At 59.8% G+C, this 17,386-nt stretch carries 13 protein-coding genes and 2 pseudogenes; 10 read left to right on the top strand and 5 right to left on the bottom strand.

Features of this window, described 5'->3' with window-relative positions; all coding sequences use genetic code 11:
• Positions 1–139: 139 nt before the first annotated feature.
• The 7 genes and pseudogenes from AA309_RS29480 to AA309_RS36025 form a co-directional block, all read left to right on the top strand.
• Complete coding sequence (locus AA309_RS29480) at positions 140–793, top strand: response regulator transcription factor (RefSeq protein ID WP_047192586.1); 654 nt, start codon at positions 140–142, stop codon at positions 791–793.
• A gap of 299 nt (positions 794–1,092) precedes the next feature.
• Positions 1,093–2,193: an ABC transporter substrate-binding protein gene (locus tag AA309_RS29475; protein WP_047192585.1), complete on the top strand. Its 1,101-nt coding sequence runs from the start codon at positions 1,093–1,095 to the stop codon at positions 2,191–2,193.
• A gap of 20 nt (positions 2,194–2,213) precedes the next feature.
• Positions 2,214–4,865 (top strand): PAS domain S-box protein, encoded by a 2,652-nt coding sequence (locus tag AA309_RS32675; protein WP_150117835.1) that lies wholly within the window; start codon positions 2,214–2,216, stop codon positions 4,863–4,865.
• A gap of 358 nt (positions 4,866–5,223) precedes the next feature.
• Positions 5,224–5,601, top strand: a complete 378-nt coding sequence (locus AA309_RS29465; protein ID WP_084731810.1) for a response regulator transcription factor — start codon at positions 5,224–5,226, stop codon at positions 5,599–5,601.
• A gap of 1,065 nt (positions 5,602–6,666) precedes the next feature.
• A complete protein-coding gene (locus AA309_RS29460; RefSeq protein ID WP_047192584.1) occupies positions 6,667–7,020 on the top strand; it encodes a hypothetical protein in 354 nt (117 codons plus the stop codon).
• A gap of 295 nt (positions 7,021–7,315) precedes the next feature.
• On the top strand, positions 7,316–9,391 hold the full coding sequence (locus tag AA309_RS29455; RefSeq protein ID WP_084731808.1) for an HWE histidine kinase domain-containing protein: 2,076 nt from the start codon (positions 7,316–7,318) through the stop codon (positions 9,389–9,391).
• A gap of 202 nt (positions 9,392–9,593) precedes the next feature.
• Positions 9,594–9,741: pseudogene (locus AA309_RS36025) on the top strand (IS6 family transposase); the annotation flags it as partial.
• A 139-nt stretch (positions 9,742–9,880) separates the two neighbouring features.
• Here AA309_RS36025 and AA309_RS29450 read toward each other — a convergent pair.
• From AA309_RS29450 to AA309_RS37960, 3 genes and pseudogenes are all read right to left on the bottom strand, one after another.
• Positions 9,881–10,117: a DUF6894 family protein gene (locus AA309_RS29450; RefSeq protein WP_047192582.1), complete on the bottom strand. Its 237-nt coding sequence runs from the start codon at positions 10,115–10,117 to the stop codon at positions 9,881–9,883.
• A gap of 445 nt (positions 10,118–10,562) precedes the next feature.
• Positions 10,563–10,895: a response regulator gene (locus AA309_RS33790; RefSeq protein ID WP_280136942.1), complete on the bottom strand. Its 333-nt coding sequence runs from the start codon at positions 10,893–10,895 to the stop codon at positions 10,563–10,565.
• Between the two features lie 66 nt (positions 10,896–10,961).
• A pseudogene (locus tag AA309_RS37960) lies at positions 10,962–11,111 on the bottom strand (ATP-binding protein); the annotation flags it as partial.
• A 715-nt stretch (positions 11,112–11,826) separates the two neighbouring features.
• On the opposite strand from AA309_RS37960, the gene AA309_RS29440 reads away from it, so the two are divergent.
• From AA309_RS29440 to AA309_RS37355, 3 genes are all read left to right on the top strand, one after another.
• Complete coding sequence (locus tag AA309_RS29440) at positions 11,827–12,855, top strand: sensor histidine kinase (protein WP_052955085.1); 1,029 nt, start codon at positions 11,827–11,829, stop codon at positions 12,853–12,855.
• A gap of 223 nt (positions 12,856–13,078) precedes the next feature.
• Positions 13,079–13,663: a hypothetical protein gene (locus AA309_RS29435; protein WP_200902072.1), complete on the top strand. Its 585-nt coding sequence runs from the start codon at positions 13,079–13,081 to the stop codon at positions 13,661–13,663.
• Entirely contained in the window at positions 13,660–13,911 is a 252-nt protein-coding gene (locus AA309_RS37355) for a GcrA family cell cycle regulator (RefSeq protein ID WP_047192588.1), read from the top strand. Before AA309_RS29435 ends, AA309_RS37355 begins: the two co-directional genes overlap by 4 nt.
• On the opposite strand, the gene AA309_RS29425 is transcribed toward AA309_RS37355, so the two are convergent.
• The gene (locus tag AA309_RS29425; RefSeq protein WP_200902071.1) at positions 13,872–16,403 is read right to left on the bottom strand and encodes a class I SAM-dependent methyltransferase; all 2,532 of its coding nucleotides are present in this window, start codon (positions 16,401–16,403) and stop codon (positions 13,872–13,874) included. The two genes, AA309_RS37355 and AA309_RS29425, sit on opposite strands and share 40 nt — an antisense overlap.
• Positions 16,404–16,407: 4 nt before the next feature.
• On the bottom strand, positions 16,408–17,136 hold the full coding sequence (locus tag AA309_RS29420) for a protein-L-isoaspartate(D-aspartate) O-methyltransferase (RefSeq protein WP_047192580.1): 729 nt from the start codon (positions 17,134–17,136) through the stop codon (positions 16,408–16,410).
• Positions 17,137–17,386: the final 250 nt, after the last annotated feature.

Raw genomic sequence — 17,386 nt, 5'->3', positions numbered from 1 at the left:
GTGTTTGGTTGATAATGCCGGCGTGACATCGCCGGTCGAGAGGTTGCCTACACGGCCACGAAGCCCTCTGGTTACCTTTAGGAGACACCCCATAAGATGTTATTTTAGAAGCCACCGGCTCCTATCTGGAGTGGATCTCATGTCCCATCGTCCAGCTCCACCGCGCGCGGCTGTCGAAGAGCCAATCATATTCGTTGTTGAAGATGATGAATCTCTGCGCGAAGCGCTGAGAAGTCTGTTTCGATCCGTCGGCCTTAAGGCCGAGATGTTTGGTTCGGCAGTGGAGCTGTTGCACAGTAGCTTGCCTGACGTAGCCAGCTGCATGGTGCTCGACGTCAGACTGCCGGGCATGAGTGGCCTCGACTTTCAGGCCGAGCTGGCCAAGGCGGACATTCATATTCCCATCATTTTCATGACGGGCCACGGCGACATCCCGATGTCGGTGAAAGCCATGAAGGCTGGAGCTGTTGATTTCCTTCCCAAACCATTTCGCGATCAGGACATGCTGGATGCAGTTGCCATAGCGCTTGAGCGCGATCGCCAACGGCGGCAAGCCCAAAAGCACTTGTCGGACTTGCGGGCACGGTTCGACACCCTGACCCGGCGGGAGCAGGAGGTGATGGGCTGGGTCACAACCGGAATGATGAATAAGCAGATCGCGAACAAACTCGGTGTCAGCGAGATTACCGTCAAAATCCATCGCGGCCAGGTCATGCGAAAAATGGGCGCTCGCACGCTGGCCGATCTGGTGAGAATGGCCGAAGTGCTCGGAGCCCGCTCATCCTCACAATAAGGCCTGCGGTGCCTCCGTTGGCGCGGCGGAGCTCGATCAGCCGGCGTCTGGGCCTCGCACAGGGCCTGTTCCCGGCGACTGATCGGCCACGTGAGGGCCACTGGAAAGGCCCTCGAGGCCCGGAAACCCCTGCGTGCCTCCCAAAACCAGACAGGCAGGATCTCCCGCGAGACAGAAGGCCAACTGCCCTGACGAGGTCAGGATTGCAGGATGGACCCCTATTCGAAGCTCTTATCCAACCGAGTCAATTGGTGTAGGATCATTACGAAAGTGCACGCCCTGCGGCCCGGAGGCGTCTCATGAACCGCAGAAGTGTCATGCTCGCCCTCGCCCACGCCGGCTTGCTGGCTCTGGCCTGCCCGGTTTCAGCCCAGAGAACGCCTCGCATCGTCTTCCTCAATCCCGGCGAGCCGGTCGACCGTGGAGCCGGTCCATATTGGCAGATGGTCGGCGACTCCATGCGTATGGCCGCACAAATGTTCGAGATGCAGCTCGAAATATTCTACGCGGAGCGAGACCACCTGCGGATGCTGCGTCAAGCCGAGGAGGTGGCGCAACGGGTTGACGCCCCAGACTACATCATCATCGTCAATGAGAAGCTGGCCGCCCAGCAGATCCTTAACATGTTGGCGCAATCGCCAGCAAAGATCCTGCTCATCCATAACGATCTCACGCCCCAGCAGCGTCGCGAGATCGGCAATGAGCGTCAACACATTCGGAACTGGATCGGAACAGTGACAGCGGACGCCGCACGTGCCGGCTACCTGCTGATGGAATATCTGTACCATCGGCTCGGTGATCGCGAACCGCGGGTCGTCGGCATCACGGGGGATCCCAACACGCCGGTGTCGCTGGAGCGGGCGGAGGGCGTCAAGGACTATATCGTCCAGGCAGGACGCGGCACAATCCATCAGCTCGTGTACGGAGACTGGAGCTATGCGGATGGCGAAAACAAAGCGACGATTTTACTCGCCCGCTACCCGGACACCAACATCATCTGGGCTGCCAATGACTCGATGGCGTTGGGTGCGCTGCGTGCGGTCAAGGCCCGTGGAGCCTCCGTGCTCGTGGGTGGCATGGGGGGGTGGCCCGATGCCCTGTCCAGCGTGGTCCAGGGCGGACTGACAGCGACCGCTGCAGGCAACTTTCTCATTGGAGCCTGGGCGATCGTCTTGCTCAACGATTACCATAACGGGCAGGATTTCGCTGCGCATGGCGGGGTTTCCCAGAGGTTCGACTATCTCGTCGTCGGCCGTGAGAACGTCGCCCGATATGATGACATTGTCATGAAACGAAAGGACATGCTGGACTTCCGCAGTTATTCGAAGGCATTGCATCCGCGGCCCGGACCCTACGACTTCAACCTTAAGGACCTCGTGGAAAAACGGAACTTACCTTGATCTCTCCAATCCCCGCGGGCTTGAAGCTGCACGCTGTCAGTTTGCACACCAAACTGATGTTGGCGCTTACCATGCTCGTAGCGGCAGTGGTGGCTGGATCCGCCTATTTCGAGATCGAGCGCGAGCGGGGCCGCAGACTCCTCGAACTGGAGGCGCGCGCCACGGAGTTCGCGGACCTGCTCAGCCGTTCACTAGCCCATCCGCTCTGGAACGTGGACTTCAGGGCAATTGACCATCAGCTTGCTGCACTCTCGGATAATGCCGAGGTTGTCGAGTTCAGCGTGACCGCAGTCAACTACGGTCTGGTCTCCACTGTGAGTAAAGCGCGGCCGGCGGGCACGTCTGACACCGTCGTCCGGGTTCGGCCGATCGAGTACGCGGCGTTCCAAAGTTCTCCGGCAGAGAAGATTGGTGAAGTCCGCGTTGTGCTAAGCCGTGCAGTCACGGATGCGGCGATTGCTTCATTCCGCCGGGCCATTCTTCTCATCGCGATCACCACCATCATCAGCCTCTACGTGGCGACATTCGTGCTGCTCAAGTGGATGGTGCGCGGCCCGGTCAACCGCCTGGAGGGGATGGTTGACCGCATCGCCGGTGGCGACCTGGATGCGCGTTGTGCCGTTGAGTCCGGAGACGAACTGGGCCGCCTTGCGATGCGTGTCAATGCGATGGCAGCCCGGCTGCGTGAATCGATGGCACAGCTGCGCGAGAGCGAAAGAAAATATCGCGGCATCTTCGATACGGTCGGCGTGTCGATCTGGGAGGAGGATTTCTCCGATGTCAAAGCCGCCATTGATGAACTGAAGAGCCGGGGTATTCGGGACATCGGCCAATATCTGGCCGAGCACCCGGATTTTGCCCAGCATGCCATATCAAGGGTGAAGGTTGTTGACGTCAACGAGGCGACCATCCGGCTCTTCAAGGCTCAAGACAAAGAGGAGATCTTGGTCTCACTTCACAAGATAATCACGGAGGAGGCTACCGAAGCATTTGCGAAAGTTCTCGTTGCCGTCGCCGAGGGCTCGGCGCAGTTCGAAGCCGAGACATCTCTCCAGACGCTGATGGGAGAAAAGTTGACTGCGCTGTTCACGATTACGTTCCCGCCGCAATCTGATCCATTCGACAGCGTGCTCGTGACCGTGACAGACATCACGGAGCGCAAGCGGGCGGAGGAGGAACTGCGGCGCAGCGAAGCCTATTTGGCGGAAGCGGAGTCGGTGAGTAAAAGCGGCAGTTGGGCGTGGAACCACATCACGGGCGAGATCACCTATTGGTCACAGCAACGCTACCGCTTGTTTGGCTTCGATCCAAAAGCAGGTATCCCGTCTTTCGAGGCGCTCCTCCAGCGGATTCACCCGGAGGATCGGGCCAAGTGGCTCGAGAACGCGGAAACCGCAGTTCGTAAAAGAGGAGATTCCGAGATAGACTTCCGGATCGTTCTTCCAGACGGCGAGGTCAAACACCTTCACGGAGTAGGCCATCCCGTTTTCAGCAAATCCGGCGATCTTGTTGAAATTATCGGGGCGGCCATGGACATCACCGAGAACAAGCGGGCCGAAGAGGCGCTGCGGGAGAGCGAGGAGCAATGGAAGGCGGTTTTCGAGAACAATCCGACCATGTACTTCATGGTCGACGCAGCCGGCACGATCCTGTCCGTGAATCCCTACGGGGCTGAGCAACTCGGCTATACCGTCAGCGAACTCACTGGCTCCTCCGTTCTGAACATTTTTCATGAGGCGGACCGAGAGGCCGTGCAGCGGAATGCAGTCATCTGCCTCGAACAACTCGGCAGGACGATGAGCTGGGAACTCCGCAAGATCCGCAAAGACGGCTCAATGCTCTGGGTTCGCGAAACAGCCAGGGCCGTGCTGATGAGGAACCAGCCTGTCATCTTGATCGTCTGCGAGGACATTACCGAAAGAAAGCGGGCGTCCGAAGCCTTGCGCGAGGCGCAGCAGGAGCTTGCGCGCGTCAATCGCGTTACGACGATGGGGCAGCTAGCGGCTTCGATCGCCCATGAAGTCAATCAGCCCATCGCCGCAGTCGTTACCCACGCCCATGCCGCTTTGCGCTGGCTCAGTGCTACTCCCCCCGATCTCGAAGAGACCCGGCAGGCCCTTGGTCATATCGTCAAGGACGGCAATCGCGCCAGTGAGGTCATCGGCCGGATTCGGGCTCTGATCAAGAAGATCCCTCCACGAAACGATCCGCTGAACATCAACGAAGTCATCCGCGAAACCATCGCCCTGACCCGTAACGAGTTGGTGAGAAACAGCATTTCGCTGCAATCCCAACTCGGAAAGGGCTTGCCGCTCGTTCAAGGGGATCGGGTTCAGCTGCAACAAGTGATTCTGAACCTGATCCTGAACGCAATCGAAGCAATGGGCAGCACCGACAAGGGTGCGCGAACTTTGCTGATCCGCACCGAAGAGGATCGATCACGTGGAGTGCTCGTCGAAGTGCACGACACCGGACCGGGACTGGAGGTGGAGCACTTGGACGACCTGTTCAATGCATTCTATACAACCAAGCCCGGCGGCATGGGCATGGGACTGTCGATTTGCCGGTCGATTATCGAAGCGCATGGCGGGCGGGTGTGGGCTACCACGAACAAACCCAAGGGTGCCGTCTTTCGATTCACCTTGCCTCCGCGCCAGGATGCTGCGTCGTGACCTGGCACCTGCCATCGCCAGGCGGACCAGCAACACTGAATGGGGTGAGGGAGTTCGCAAAGGCGAAGTCTCTCGGATGTAAGCAGCCAAGTTGCGCATGGTCATCAAAAGAATTGCACCGATGACCTTCTGTGCCGAATCTGCATTGTTGCACAAGATTTCCGGCCTGCGACCTGAAACAGTAATTCCGTCGGGGCAATTGGGTGAGAGCGGTTGAACACCTGAACTCACGCAAGATAGTAGAATCCATAAACCTAAGTATGATTTCACCCGAATATATTCGGATCATACTCGCTTCATTTACGACGGCTTCGCAGCCGCAGGGGTTCTATCCTCAAAGGCAGGAGGGCGGGCCACCTTGTCCAACTTCCCGGTCATTTCGATCATCGACGATGACGAGTCCGTTCGCGTCGCGATGAAGAGTCTCGTGAGTTCGCTTGGATTGGTCGTTCACACTTTTCCATCGGTCGAAGAGTTTCTGCAGTCCCCTTACATGGACGAAACGTCATGTCTGATTGCCGACGTTCAAATGCCGGGCATAAGCGGGATTGAGTTGCAAAACCTCTTGATTGCCCAAGGTCAGCATATACCGATTGTTTTTATCACGGCCTTTCCCGAAGAGAGACTTCGGGCACGCTTACTCAAGGCTGGAGCTGTTGGCTTCCTGGATAAGCCGTTCGATGAGCAAAGCTTGCTTCAATGCATCGACATGGCTCTGAAGAGGGCTAGGCGGTGACGGCACCGTGCGATAGCTTTTCGGTTGTCGCGTGCCTCCGGTCGTTCAACATGAGGAGCTGACGATACCATTGCGCCAACGCCTACCTCGTCGCGGCAACATGTTATGGGTCAGGGCGAACAACCTGTTTTGTGTGCTCGTCATCCGTTTGCACCCACGTCCATTCGACATGCCCCTTGAGACGGACCTAATGTTCACACCCGACTGCTACGGCGTCGACGGCGTGCCAGTCGAGAGGGACGGATGGCATTCTGTACGTGGAGATCCAATTCCGACAGCCCTGGCACGCGGGTTCCATGAAATCCTGGTCCGGACGGGCGCCCGCATATCACGGCACTCACGGTATTAGTCCTCTCAAACCAATGTATAGTCGCTCCAATCTCTTTCGATAGCCGTCCCTTCCGTAAGGACAATCGAGTTATGGCGGCGAGACGTGATAGCTTCGGATCAATCAGAGCACTTTCTATTTGAACTCCGTCGATAGGCGCCCGTGAGGCGAACTGGCACAAGAGGCTGCTATGAGCGCAACCGGGGCGGAATACATGCTTATTGCGGATAGCGATCCAGATCTTCGCGAGGAGTTTGCGCGGGACTTACAGGCTGCTGACCGCAAAGTTATTAGGCCGGACACGAGCGAACGAGGCTTCCTCATTCCAAGGCATCGGCCGCATGGAGTCGGTTGGCTGCATAGCCGTGCCGATCTCCCTGTCCTGGTTGAGGAGTGGATTCTCGCGGGTCAGTACCGCGGCGTTCACACCAGCCACCCCGCAGTGGGCTCCGCCCGGGACGCAAGATCCTCCACTCGGTGCCATATCGTCCCGAGGGAACCTGCCAGGACTACCGTGCTAAAAAACGATGCGGCACGTGACCGACGGGATGCGGTCCGCCCAGGAGGCCGCTCATCCCGACCCAGCGATCATCGGTGTGCTGCATAAAGTGCGGCGGTAGCACGTCTATGACCTGTCGGCGAGCCTCACATCCGACGTGGCTTCACGCGGAGCATGGCCCCGCTACTGAATAGATCTCGTACCATAGCGAAGTGCAAACATCAGTCTGGAGGGCCGCGTGCCACGGTACAGCACAAATCATACAGTTAGTCAGCTCTGGCTCGACCTCTGTCCTGACGAAATCGAGCAAAGAATCATTCGCGCCTATGTCCAGCTTGTGTTTACGGCCAGCGATCCGGCCGGATCTAGGACTGTCGTGGTTGCCCGGTTCGGCTCTCTTGACGTGCGTTTAACCGAACTCCCTCAAGGAAGTGAGGCAGATGACTGGCCACTGTTCTGGCTGGAGATTTACTCGCATGCCATAGCCTCAACAGTGGACAGTTGCGGATTCTCCGAGTTTGACGAGTCCGAACTAGCCGCTGCCGTAGAACTGATGCTGAAGGCAAGGCGCCGCCACGAGCTCTATCATTGAGCGATATGGACATTCCGGGCCGATGGCCAGGAAACAAGATTCACGGTTCTCCGCTTGGATGAGCACTTTCTGACGATACCTCCAGAAGCAGGAAAATTCCGAATGTGCCCAAGCAGACATGCATTCATCAGCGAATTTAAGCACCAAATGATTGCCCTTTGGAATACAGGTCGACAGGCGCAGGCGGCGGACAGCGATACGCGAACGCTCCAGCGACATTGCCACAATTTTTCTTAAACATTTAACTATTGAACTATCTCGATTCTGGTGTCCGTCCTATGGTGCATCGTGGTTCATGAAACGGCTGTTGCGCTCCTCGATAAGGCAGCATTTGCTGGCGTTTGGCATTGCTCCGATACTCCCGGTTCTCGTGTTTGGTTTAGTGCTTGTTTGGTGGTTTGCCGATGCCGAAAGCGGCCGCTATGAACGTGATGCTCGTGATGCTGCACAGCGGATCATCTCTGCCGCTGATCGCGAGCTTACCGGAGTGCTTGCAACGGCCCGAGCGCTTGCTGCGTCGGAATCATTGGTCGACGGCAACTACGAAGCGTTCTACCGGCGGGCTCTTGTCACCTTGCGCTCATTGTCCCCCGAGCGATTTGACGTCTATGCTATTGTGGTGAGAGACCGCACGGGTCAACAGGTCGTGAACACGCGCTTCCCCTGGGGGACTCCTCTGCCGGAGGGTGCGAATCTTCAGATTGATGAAGAGGTGATCCAAACAAGGCGCCCCTTCATTCAGGATCTGTTCGTCGGCCCAGTCTCAGATGAAACGGTTGTGTACGTCCACGTACCGGTGCTGAAAGACGACCAAGTCACTCATGTCCTCTCTGTTGCCTTGGAGCCGAAGCGTTTTGCCGAGTTGCTTCAGGCGCAGAGTCTTCCAGCCGACTGGACAGCGGCCATCATTGATCGTGCGGATCGGATCATTGCTCGGGCCCGGCTGCATGAGACCTTCGTCGGTAAGCTCGCCACGGAGGATCTGCGCAGGAACGCGGTTGCCGACGAGGGGGTCTGGGAGGGAGTGACCCAAGAAGGTTTCCCGGTCTTGGCAGCCTATGCTCGATCCAAGCTGTCGGGCTGGAAAGCGGCTGTCGGGGTCCAAAAGGAGACTATCCAGCGACCATTGAAGAGATCTTTGTGGACGATTGCTACCCTAGGCCTCGCACTTATTGGCCTCTCCTGCCTCCTCGCGCTGTGGTTGGGAAGACGCATCATTAATCCTGTTCAGGCCTTGGCTGATCAGGCCCGGGTGCTTGGAACGGGGGCACCGGTGGTGCCGCTGGAAACCGGATTGCGTGAGATCGACGATGTCGACCGTGCGCTCTCGACGGCCTCCTCGGAGCTGCGGCAGCGGGAGGCGTCTTTACGCGCAAGTGAAGGCCGTCTACGGGCGACGCAAGAGAACGCGGCCGTCGGAATTGCAGAGGTGGATCAGGAGGGGTGTTTCGTCTACGTCAACGAAGCGCGCTGCCAGTTGACTGGACATGCCCGCGAGGAACTGCTGGGGCTGCACTTCACGCATGCGAATGATGGCATTGAACTGACGACAGATTGCGAATTATTCCAGCGACAGGTCGCAGGTGAGCTTGATGTCTACACGATCGAAAAGCGGCACACCCGCAAAGATGGAGCAAAGGGGTGGACGCGGGTCTTCAGCAGTGCGGTACGGGATGATCTCGGTCGCTTTCTCTATGCGGTCCGGATCGTGGAAGACGTCACCGAACGCAAGCGAGCCGAGGAGCGCCAGAAGCTTCTTATCGACGAACTGAACCACCGAGTGAAGAACACCCTCGCCACTGTTCAGTCACTTGCATGGCAATCGCTTCGCCAAGGATTGCCTCCGGAAGTCGCCCGTGAGCGGTTTGAGGCTCGCCTCCTGGCTTTATCTCGGGCTCATAACCTGCTCAATGAGAGCGGCTGGGAGGCTGCCTCATTGCGCAAAATTCTCAAGGTTGAGCTTGAACCCTACGGAACCGAGTTGCAGCGGTACGTTCTCGAGGGGCCAGATGTGGATCTGCCTCCGAGAGTGGCTGTCGCCCTTGGGATGGCTGTCCACGAGCTTGCGACAAATGCCATCAAGCACGGTGCTTTATCAGTCCCGGACGGTCGCGTCTTGGTGGAGTGGAGCGCGGAGGCTCAAGACGGTGGGACCGCTCTTGGCATCACTTGGCGCGAATCCGGCGGACCCAGAGTTGAACTGCCAGCTTCCACAGGCTTCGGTACGCGTATGCTGAAGCAGATCATTCAGCGTGAGTTGATGGGAGGCCTTGACATGCAGTACCGAGCTGAGGGTCTGATCTACCAAATCAGCATCCTGGTCGGGGAGGCCGCAGGAGCAGAAGATAAAGCGATGGAGCATCGGCGATGAGGACCCGGATGAGCGGAATTTCCCGCCAGCCCTAAGGAGATGCGAGGCGATCTACGAACGAGAGATACCCACTGTGATGGGCGGAGGATGCGCTCGATACGCAACTTGTCAAGGCGCCGCGCTTCGTGAAGCGGCTCCAACGAGGCCGAGCCTCGTTTAAACACTGACAATGCCCTTGTTCCTTGGGCATTTCGATTGATCCGTGATTTTGCTCTGCGTCAAGTGGTATTGGGCCTACAATCTCAGCCTCTGAAATCTGGAGGAGGTGACGGCGGAACAAGGCATCTTCGTTGATCACGCGATCATTCATAGATGGATCGCGCTATTCGCCCAAACCGCTGGAGCGGTTTAAGCCGTCTTGTAAGTGAAGGCCAGCGGGATCATGAGACTGGTAGTGAACACCGATGCTTTGCCAGCCAGATCAGGCGACACCTTCCGGTGACTAAAAGTATCTGGAAATCTGGCTGAGATTCCGGTCGCTATCCATGGTCAGCCCAGGCTAATATCTTCAACCAGGAACCTCACTCTCCATATATTTGCACCTGTCTCATCCGTGACGAGCAGCCGCCACTCTTTGCCGCTCCAGAATTTTTTACCCGCGTCCCTGAGGAGTTCGCCTGCGATCGTGATGGCATGGGCGCGGGCTTCCTCGCTGTTAGCGAGGGTCGTCCCGTCCTTGTCGGTGAACTTTTCGCGATCACAGATGTGGAAGAAATACCGAGGCATTCTATGCACCCTCACGTCCAGATAGAAGCGATTCCGATCCAGTCGTCTCCAATTCCCGAGATTGGATACTGCAGAAGATCAAATTACGGTGCCTAACCATCCGCGTTTTCTCGTCTAGGGCTGGAGTTTGTCTGCGCCCGCGTAAATGACTGCACCATGGTGGCAAAGTCTTGGTGATTCCTGAAAAAGTTTGCGGCATGTATAACAGAGGTATTCACGCGCTCGGTGCAATACAGGCTTCCCCCCGACTTCCGGGTAAGTATTTAGAAGCAGTAATTCAGTTGACTTCAACGGATCCTCGCAGAGGAGGTCGCTTGGTGGGCTTAACCTAATAAATTTCTCTGCTGCGCCTCAATTATCTCTGTGGAGAACGACGGGCACCAGGAGGATTTAAGGTATCTATACTTTGGTATGCCGATGCGTCATCGCCGCGTTGCCGGCCAATTCAAATAATAGAAGCAGATCGGGCATGGAGCTTAAACGCAATGCCGTTGACCGCTGGCGCTTCGGGATTCGTGACACTGCGGGCAGCTCGCGTGGCGATCGGGAAATCGTCCGCACCGCAGTCGAGGGCAGCGATCGTCTCGGCATCGCGATCCCGCACCGAGAGCACGATGATCGGCACATCGGACCGTTCACGCACCCGATTGATGATCTCCTCCCCGTCGATATCCGGCAGGCCAAGGTCCAGAATGACGATGTCTGGGGCATGCGCTGCAATCTGCCGGAGCCCGCCGCTGCCCGTTTCGGCCTTGAGCACCTCATAATCGTTCGCCAGCAGCGCTGGTGTGAGAAAGCGGTGAATGGCCGGCTCATCGTCAATGACAAGAACGCGATGGACGCGTCATGAATCTTCCTTCGGGAGCGGGAGTCTGATTTCGATCCGGGTACCACGACGATCGGCAACAGGACTGATGGCTCCGACAATGCCCTGATGAGCCTCAACGCTTCCCTTGACGATTGCCAAGCCGAGCCCTGTTCCCTCTCCGGCATCGCCAGAAGATTGCGGACCATATCGTCGAGATGTTCGGCCTCGTCCTTCGCAAGCGCAAGTTCAGCGGCTGACAGCACCTCCGGATCCAGGCGATCCTCAGGCGGCCAGGTTGTCGCCATCTCAGGCCGCCTGTTGTCGAAGCGCAAGATCACACATTAATGATGCAGGTCGCCATGAGCATGGATATCCACATGATCGACAACGGATTACGGATCGTCGAGCGCCGGGAGGCGGCTGGCGAACTTGTATAGGCGCTCGGAAGCCAAATCCCGCTCGGCCGCCCGTCGAGCCTGTTCCCTGGCCTGACCAGTAATGGTTGAGGTCAGATCTCGCTCGTGACCTTGGCTCAACGCGCCCTGGGCCACCGCATAGAGCGTAGTTTGTGCTCCCTTGCTTCTCAGAGGGAACTTGCACCTAACGGTGAATAACCTAACCATAGGGAGCAGCGTGGCATTGCGACTTGGCTGGAGCAGAGTTCACGGACCACGGGTCATCGCGACGGACAGCATTCACGCAATGGACGATCCGTCTCAGGAAGGGGAGGAGGCTTGCGGGGAGCCGGCGTTCGGCTGTGCCGGGGCGCACGGGGCGATACCCGAGAAATAGTAGGCACCAGATCCAGTTGACCTCGGCTGCGTTTCCTCAGCGGGTCCCCATTCTTACTACAGCTCCGCGGCAGCCCCAACGGGGTCGGGGCATTCTTGGATCAGGCGTGATGACCAGCAAAGCCCAGGCCCGTGATACCCTCAACGCTGAACTGGCGGATCTGCGCGCCCTGTTCCGGCAGGCGCCCGGCCACATGGCGGTCCTGCGCGGGCCGGACCATGTCTACGTGCTGGTCAACGATGCGTACCGACGGATCGTCGGCGAGCGCGACCTCATCGGCAAGCCGGTGCGCGAGGCCCTGCCGGAGCTGGCAGGGCAGGGCTTCTTCGAGCTGCTCGATCAGGTTTACGCGACAGGCAAGCCCTTCATCGGGCACCAGATGCCGGCGAAGGTCCAGCGGCAGCCGCAGGGTCCTATCGAGGAGATCTTTGTCGACTTTGTCTATCAGCCGATCATCGGGGCGGATGGCCAAGTCGCCGGCATCTTCATCGAAGGCAGCGATGTCACGGCTCGGGTTCGGGCGGCCGAGTACCAGCAGCTGCTGCTCAACGAGCTCAACCACCGGGTCAAGAACACGCTGGCAACCGTGCAGTCGATCGTGTCGCAGACCCTGCGCAATGCGCCGACTCCGCCGGAAGCTCGTGCCATGATCGAGCAGCGCATGATCGCTCTCTCCCGCGCCCATGACGTGCTCACCCAGGAGAAATGGCAGGGGGCGGACCTGCACGCGATCGTTGTGCAAGCGTTGGCGCCGTTCCGCGATCCGGAGAATGACCGCTTTCATGTGCGCGGGCCGGGAGTGCGGCTGTCGCCGCGCATGGCGCTTGACCTGGCGATGGCGCTGCATGAACTGGCGACCAACGCCGCCAAGTACGGGGCGTTGTCGAATGCGTCCGGCACGGTCACACTCACCTGGATGCTTGATCGCGACTGCACGCCGCCGCACCTCAGGCTGCGCTGGACGGAGAAAGGCGGCCCGCCGGTTGAGCCGCCCCGCCGCCGCGGCTTCGGCACCCGGCTGATCGAGCGCAGCCTGGCTCAGGATCTGGGCGGCGAGGCGCGCATCGAGTTTGCCCCAGCCGGGGTGACCTGCACGATCGACACCCCCGTGGTCCAGGACGTTGACACTGTCGGATAGCCTCCCTTGCCCCTGCGGAATTTCTCGTCATCTCTGAGCATAGAAGCCTGGCGGGCCAGAAGAGCGCCACTGGATGAGCGGAATCCCCATGCCCGAGATTACTGCGAGGCTGGCCACGGCGCACCTGCGCTCAATACGCCTCGGACGGAGTGCCGTTCGGATTGACAGACGTGATGGCACGGGATCAACATTCTTGGTGTGGGGCGCCACGAGGATGGCCACCATGGAAGGCTTCAATCACCTCCTGAACTGGAAGCTCAAGGCGGGATCACACCCGTTCCCCGGCAAGGACGGCGGGACTTGCATCAACGAGGCGGCTCTGATTGCGGCTGGCTTCGAATCCACGCCGATCCCGGCGGTCGAGGAGATGCCGGATCGCTTCTCGCGGCCGATCCGCCGGTTGGCGATGCCGCTGACCGACGAGCCCTCCAACGAGGAGCGGCAGCACCTGCTGCCGTTTGTGACCCGCCTGGCCCGTGCCGATCCGCTGAAGGTCGAGCGCGAGCGGGCAACCGACATCAATCGGAACATGCCCGGCGATTACTCTCGCTTTCCGTTCGACAAAGGTCTTGGGGTTCTCGAAGGGGCGCTGGCCATTGGGCGACAGGCGGACTTGTCCGCACCAGACGAGGCGAGGACCAGGATGAAAGCCGTCCAGGCCAGAGCGACCACTCCCACGGCAGTCCCCGACACACCGCTCTTTGCGAAGATCAAGACCTGGCTCGGAACGAAAGAGACGGCGTCTGCTGGCTGTCCACTCGACGAACGAATGAGGGCTGGAGGCGGGGAGGTTCGGGAAGCGGCATGACGGCGCCCTGGGACGAGCACCGGATGGAGTTGCTGACACGCCTTTGGCTGGCCGGAGAGACGGCCCGCATGATTGCCGAGAGGCTTGGTGGGGGCGTCACGCGCAATGCCGTGATCGGAAAGGCACACCGTCTCGGGCTGACGGGCAAGCAGGGCAGCAAGAGCGCAGCTCTCAAGCGTACTCGGGCATCCCGCTCGGGAGGCAGGAATCAGCACCTTCCGCGCAAGCCCAAGAACCGCGCACGCTGAGGATGAGGGTCTCGACATCGCCTTGTTCCCATGGGGCGCGTCACTGCCCCGACATTCCTCCTGCTCCTCCCGTGGTCGCTCTGATGATGCCCCGTGGTGAATATCACGCCGGCAATGGCATAGAGCCCGAGCGCGATGCAAACGACGAGAGTAAAGCCGATGTGCATTGCCAGAATGCTCGCGAGGACAGCCCCAGCCACCGAGGCGCAGCCGTTGATGCCCCAAGCCCACGGCACCAGGTCCGGGGCCTCTGCGGAGACCCGCTGCAAGCCCAGGGGAAAGGGCAGCCCCATCGCGACGCCCAGCGGCGCGATCAGCACAAGAGCGATTGCCGTTTTGAGCGGAGCGGGCAAGCTGACAAGGGGCGGCAGCAGGACCGGCAATCCGATCAGAGAGATCCCGGCGCATGCGATGATGCCGGCCACAGCCACCACGATGACCGCCCGTCGCCGGGAAGCGAGTGGTGCCGCAAAGCCACTGCCAAGACCAGCGAAGACCAGGAAGGCCGCCAAGACCACGGCAATCGCCGCAAGGGGATGGCCAAGGAATAACGTAAAGCGCTGGATGAAGCTGATCTCGATGAAGATGAAACCAAAGCCAAGAGCCGAAAAGTAAAGCGCAATCTGCCATCGTGCCATGGTTCCAGACTCGCGATGCCGATGCCTGGCGCGCAATGCCGCCAGCGGCAAGAGAATGAGGATCAGACTCGCGATCACCGATTGCAGGAGCGTGGCGAGCACGACGAGATAGCCCGCATCCATCTGGGTCAGCCCGCCTTGAGCACGTTGGGCCAAGAGCTCGGGCAGCAGCGCCCATTTGAATGAGCGGAAAAAGTAGGGCCGGTCATCGGTTGCTGGGGTGATATAGAACTTGTAGTCGTTCAGGAAACGCTCACGCGCCGGGCCAAGCAGCGCTACGGCGGCGCGGTACAGGTAAGGCTCGGCCACTTGGTTGAACCGGTTCGCCTCCGCCTCGGGCATGCCCGGGTACCATGCAACATCGAAGGAACGGGCTTTGGTGAACGCCCGGATCGCAGCGATCTCGGCGGCGTTGAACCGCCCATTCTTCATCAATAATGTTGCCGTGTTCCAGCTGTGAATCATCGCCAGCTGATCGCCGGGGGATGAGACGCCCGTTTGCTCGAGAGCCACAGCGGCGGTGGCGAGCAGCTTGATGGCATCGCGGGGCGGTGCGAGCAGCCAGCGCGTGATGGCCAGCAGCCCGCCCGGGGCGAGATGCCCGTAATATGTCTGAAGCGCTTCCACCGTGTAGAGTGGACTTTCCCCGAGAGCCTGCACACCTGCCGCTGCCGCCGTGAAGGAGTCGAGGAGCGCCAACTGGATCAGATCCCAGCGCTGTCCACTCGCCTCGACAAAGCTGCGGGCCTCGGTGATGTGCACGGTGACACCCTCACGGCGATAGAGCTCTCCGGCGAAAGCCGAGAAGGATCCCCGTACCAAGTCGACCAGGTCCGGATTGAGCTCAAGGGCATCAATGTGTGCTGCGTCATGGTACAGGGCGCTTAGTACGTCGGCGCCTCCGCCCGCCCCGAGGATGAGCGTGCGTGGCGTCTGGAGGAGGTGGTACGGCAGCGCTGTGGTCTGCTGATCGAGATAATCGAGCGCACTCCTGTCGCCCATAAAGCGAGTGATGACGGTCAGCGCTTCGGCATCCGTGAAGACACCCAACTGCATGGGCGGCTCCGACAGGGCGCTGAGGCTGAGCCCGGGAGCATAACGAAACGGAACAACCGGGCTTTCGACCACCGTCAGCAGCCCCAGTGGACTGGACCGCTGCGCCAGGACACGGGCGCCGGGTGCGGTCATGGAGACGCTCAAGCCCTTGTACGGTGAGGGCTGTAGCTGCAGCCATGACGACGGCCAGGCGGCCGTCGAGATCACCGCAAGGGCAGCCAATGCGGCAGCCGAACGGCGAGCGCCACTGTCCAAAGCGGTCAGTGCCGCCGCAACGAAGCCCAGCCCGCCAATGACCCGCAGGCAATCCTGCGGCGGAAGCACGTACAGCAGGGCGACAATCAACAGCGCACCGGCCCCGGCGCCGAGCAGATCCGCGCGGTAGATGGCTGCAATCCGTTCGCTGCTGTGCATGAACGCTAACCCGATCGCGGCACCGGAGGCAAAAAAGGGCAGCGCCAGCAACAGGTAAATCTGCGCCAGATGAAGCTGCTGGTGAACATCCCAGATCACCTCGAGTGGATTGAACGACACCCGTTGTGCGAGCGCAAAGCCTCCGACAGAGGAGATCGCGAACAGCACGGCGCAGCCGGTGAAGCCGATGCCAAAGGATGATGAGGTGCGCGGTCCCCGTGCGAAGGCGAGAGCCGTGCCGCTGGCGCCAATCCCGAGCAGCGCCACGCTGATGATCATGTAGGCGAAATGGTGCCAGAGCAGGATTGAGAACAGGCGCGCCAGCAGGATCTCGTAGGCGAGGGCGGCGCCTGCGAGAATGCCGATGGCGACCAAGAGTGCCATGGCCCTAGCGATTACTGCCAGTCAGCGGGACGAAGTGGACGGGCAGAAGTGTGCGAGTATGCACTTGCTCCCGGGCGTCTTTCTCGACCAACATCAGGTTCTGAGCCATGAAGGGCGGCCCGACCGGAATGACCATGCGGCCCTCCGGCTTGAGCTGCCTGACAAGGGGCGGGGGAATATGGCTTGCGGCTGCGGTCACGATGATCGCGTCGAAGGGGCTGTGTTCGGGCCAACCGTGATAGCCGTCGCCATGACGCACCGTTACATTGCCGTAGCCCAGCGCAGCCAGTCGCTCCGTTGCCCGCTTGGCCAGCGCCTCCACGATCTCGATCGAGTAGACGCGGCTGACCAGCGGCGACAGGATGGCGGCCTGATAGCCGGAGCCGGTCCCAACCTCGAGAACAACATCATCCTTGTCGGGCCTCACAAGGTCGGTCATGAGGGCGACGATGTAGGGCTGTGAGATTGTCTGGCCGTAGCCGATCGGCAGGGGCCGGTTATCATAGGCGGCAGCTCTGACCTCTGTCGGCACGAACTCGTGCCGCGGCACCTGCCGCAAGGCAGCCAGGACGGATGGTGCAAGGCTGCCGGTATCAGGGGCTGCGGCGATACGTGTGGCGAGACCCTCGATTGTATCGACCATTTTTTGCCGCGCTGCCCCATAATCCGGCTCCGCGGCTGCGGCGGTCGACAGCTGTAGAGCTGTGGCGAGCAGGACCAGCGTGCGAGCCATGATCTGGACTTCCGTAGGCTGCCCCTGAAGACCAACCGCTCGTCGACACCGAGGTTCCGGGGTTCTGGCGCAAACTCGAAGTACCGTGTTCTCGGCGTCATTTCGAGGCATCGCGACGACATTAAGCGGCTGATTATGCAGCATTATGCCGACGCCCGTTCGACGATGTGACAAAACCGTCTTCTTAACGCTGCCTTCATTGAGTTGAGCGGTGTCGGGCTCGTCCCTCAGGTTCCCTGATCCTGTCCTG

Source organism: Microvirga vignae (assembly GCF_001017175.1).
Classification (GTDB): Bacteria; Pseudomonadota; Alphaproteobacteria; order Rhizobiales; family Beijerinckiaceae; genus Microvirga; species Microvirga vignae.
Note: the sequence above shows the minus strand (reverse complement) of the source record. Positions and strands in the feature narration are given on the sequence as shown.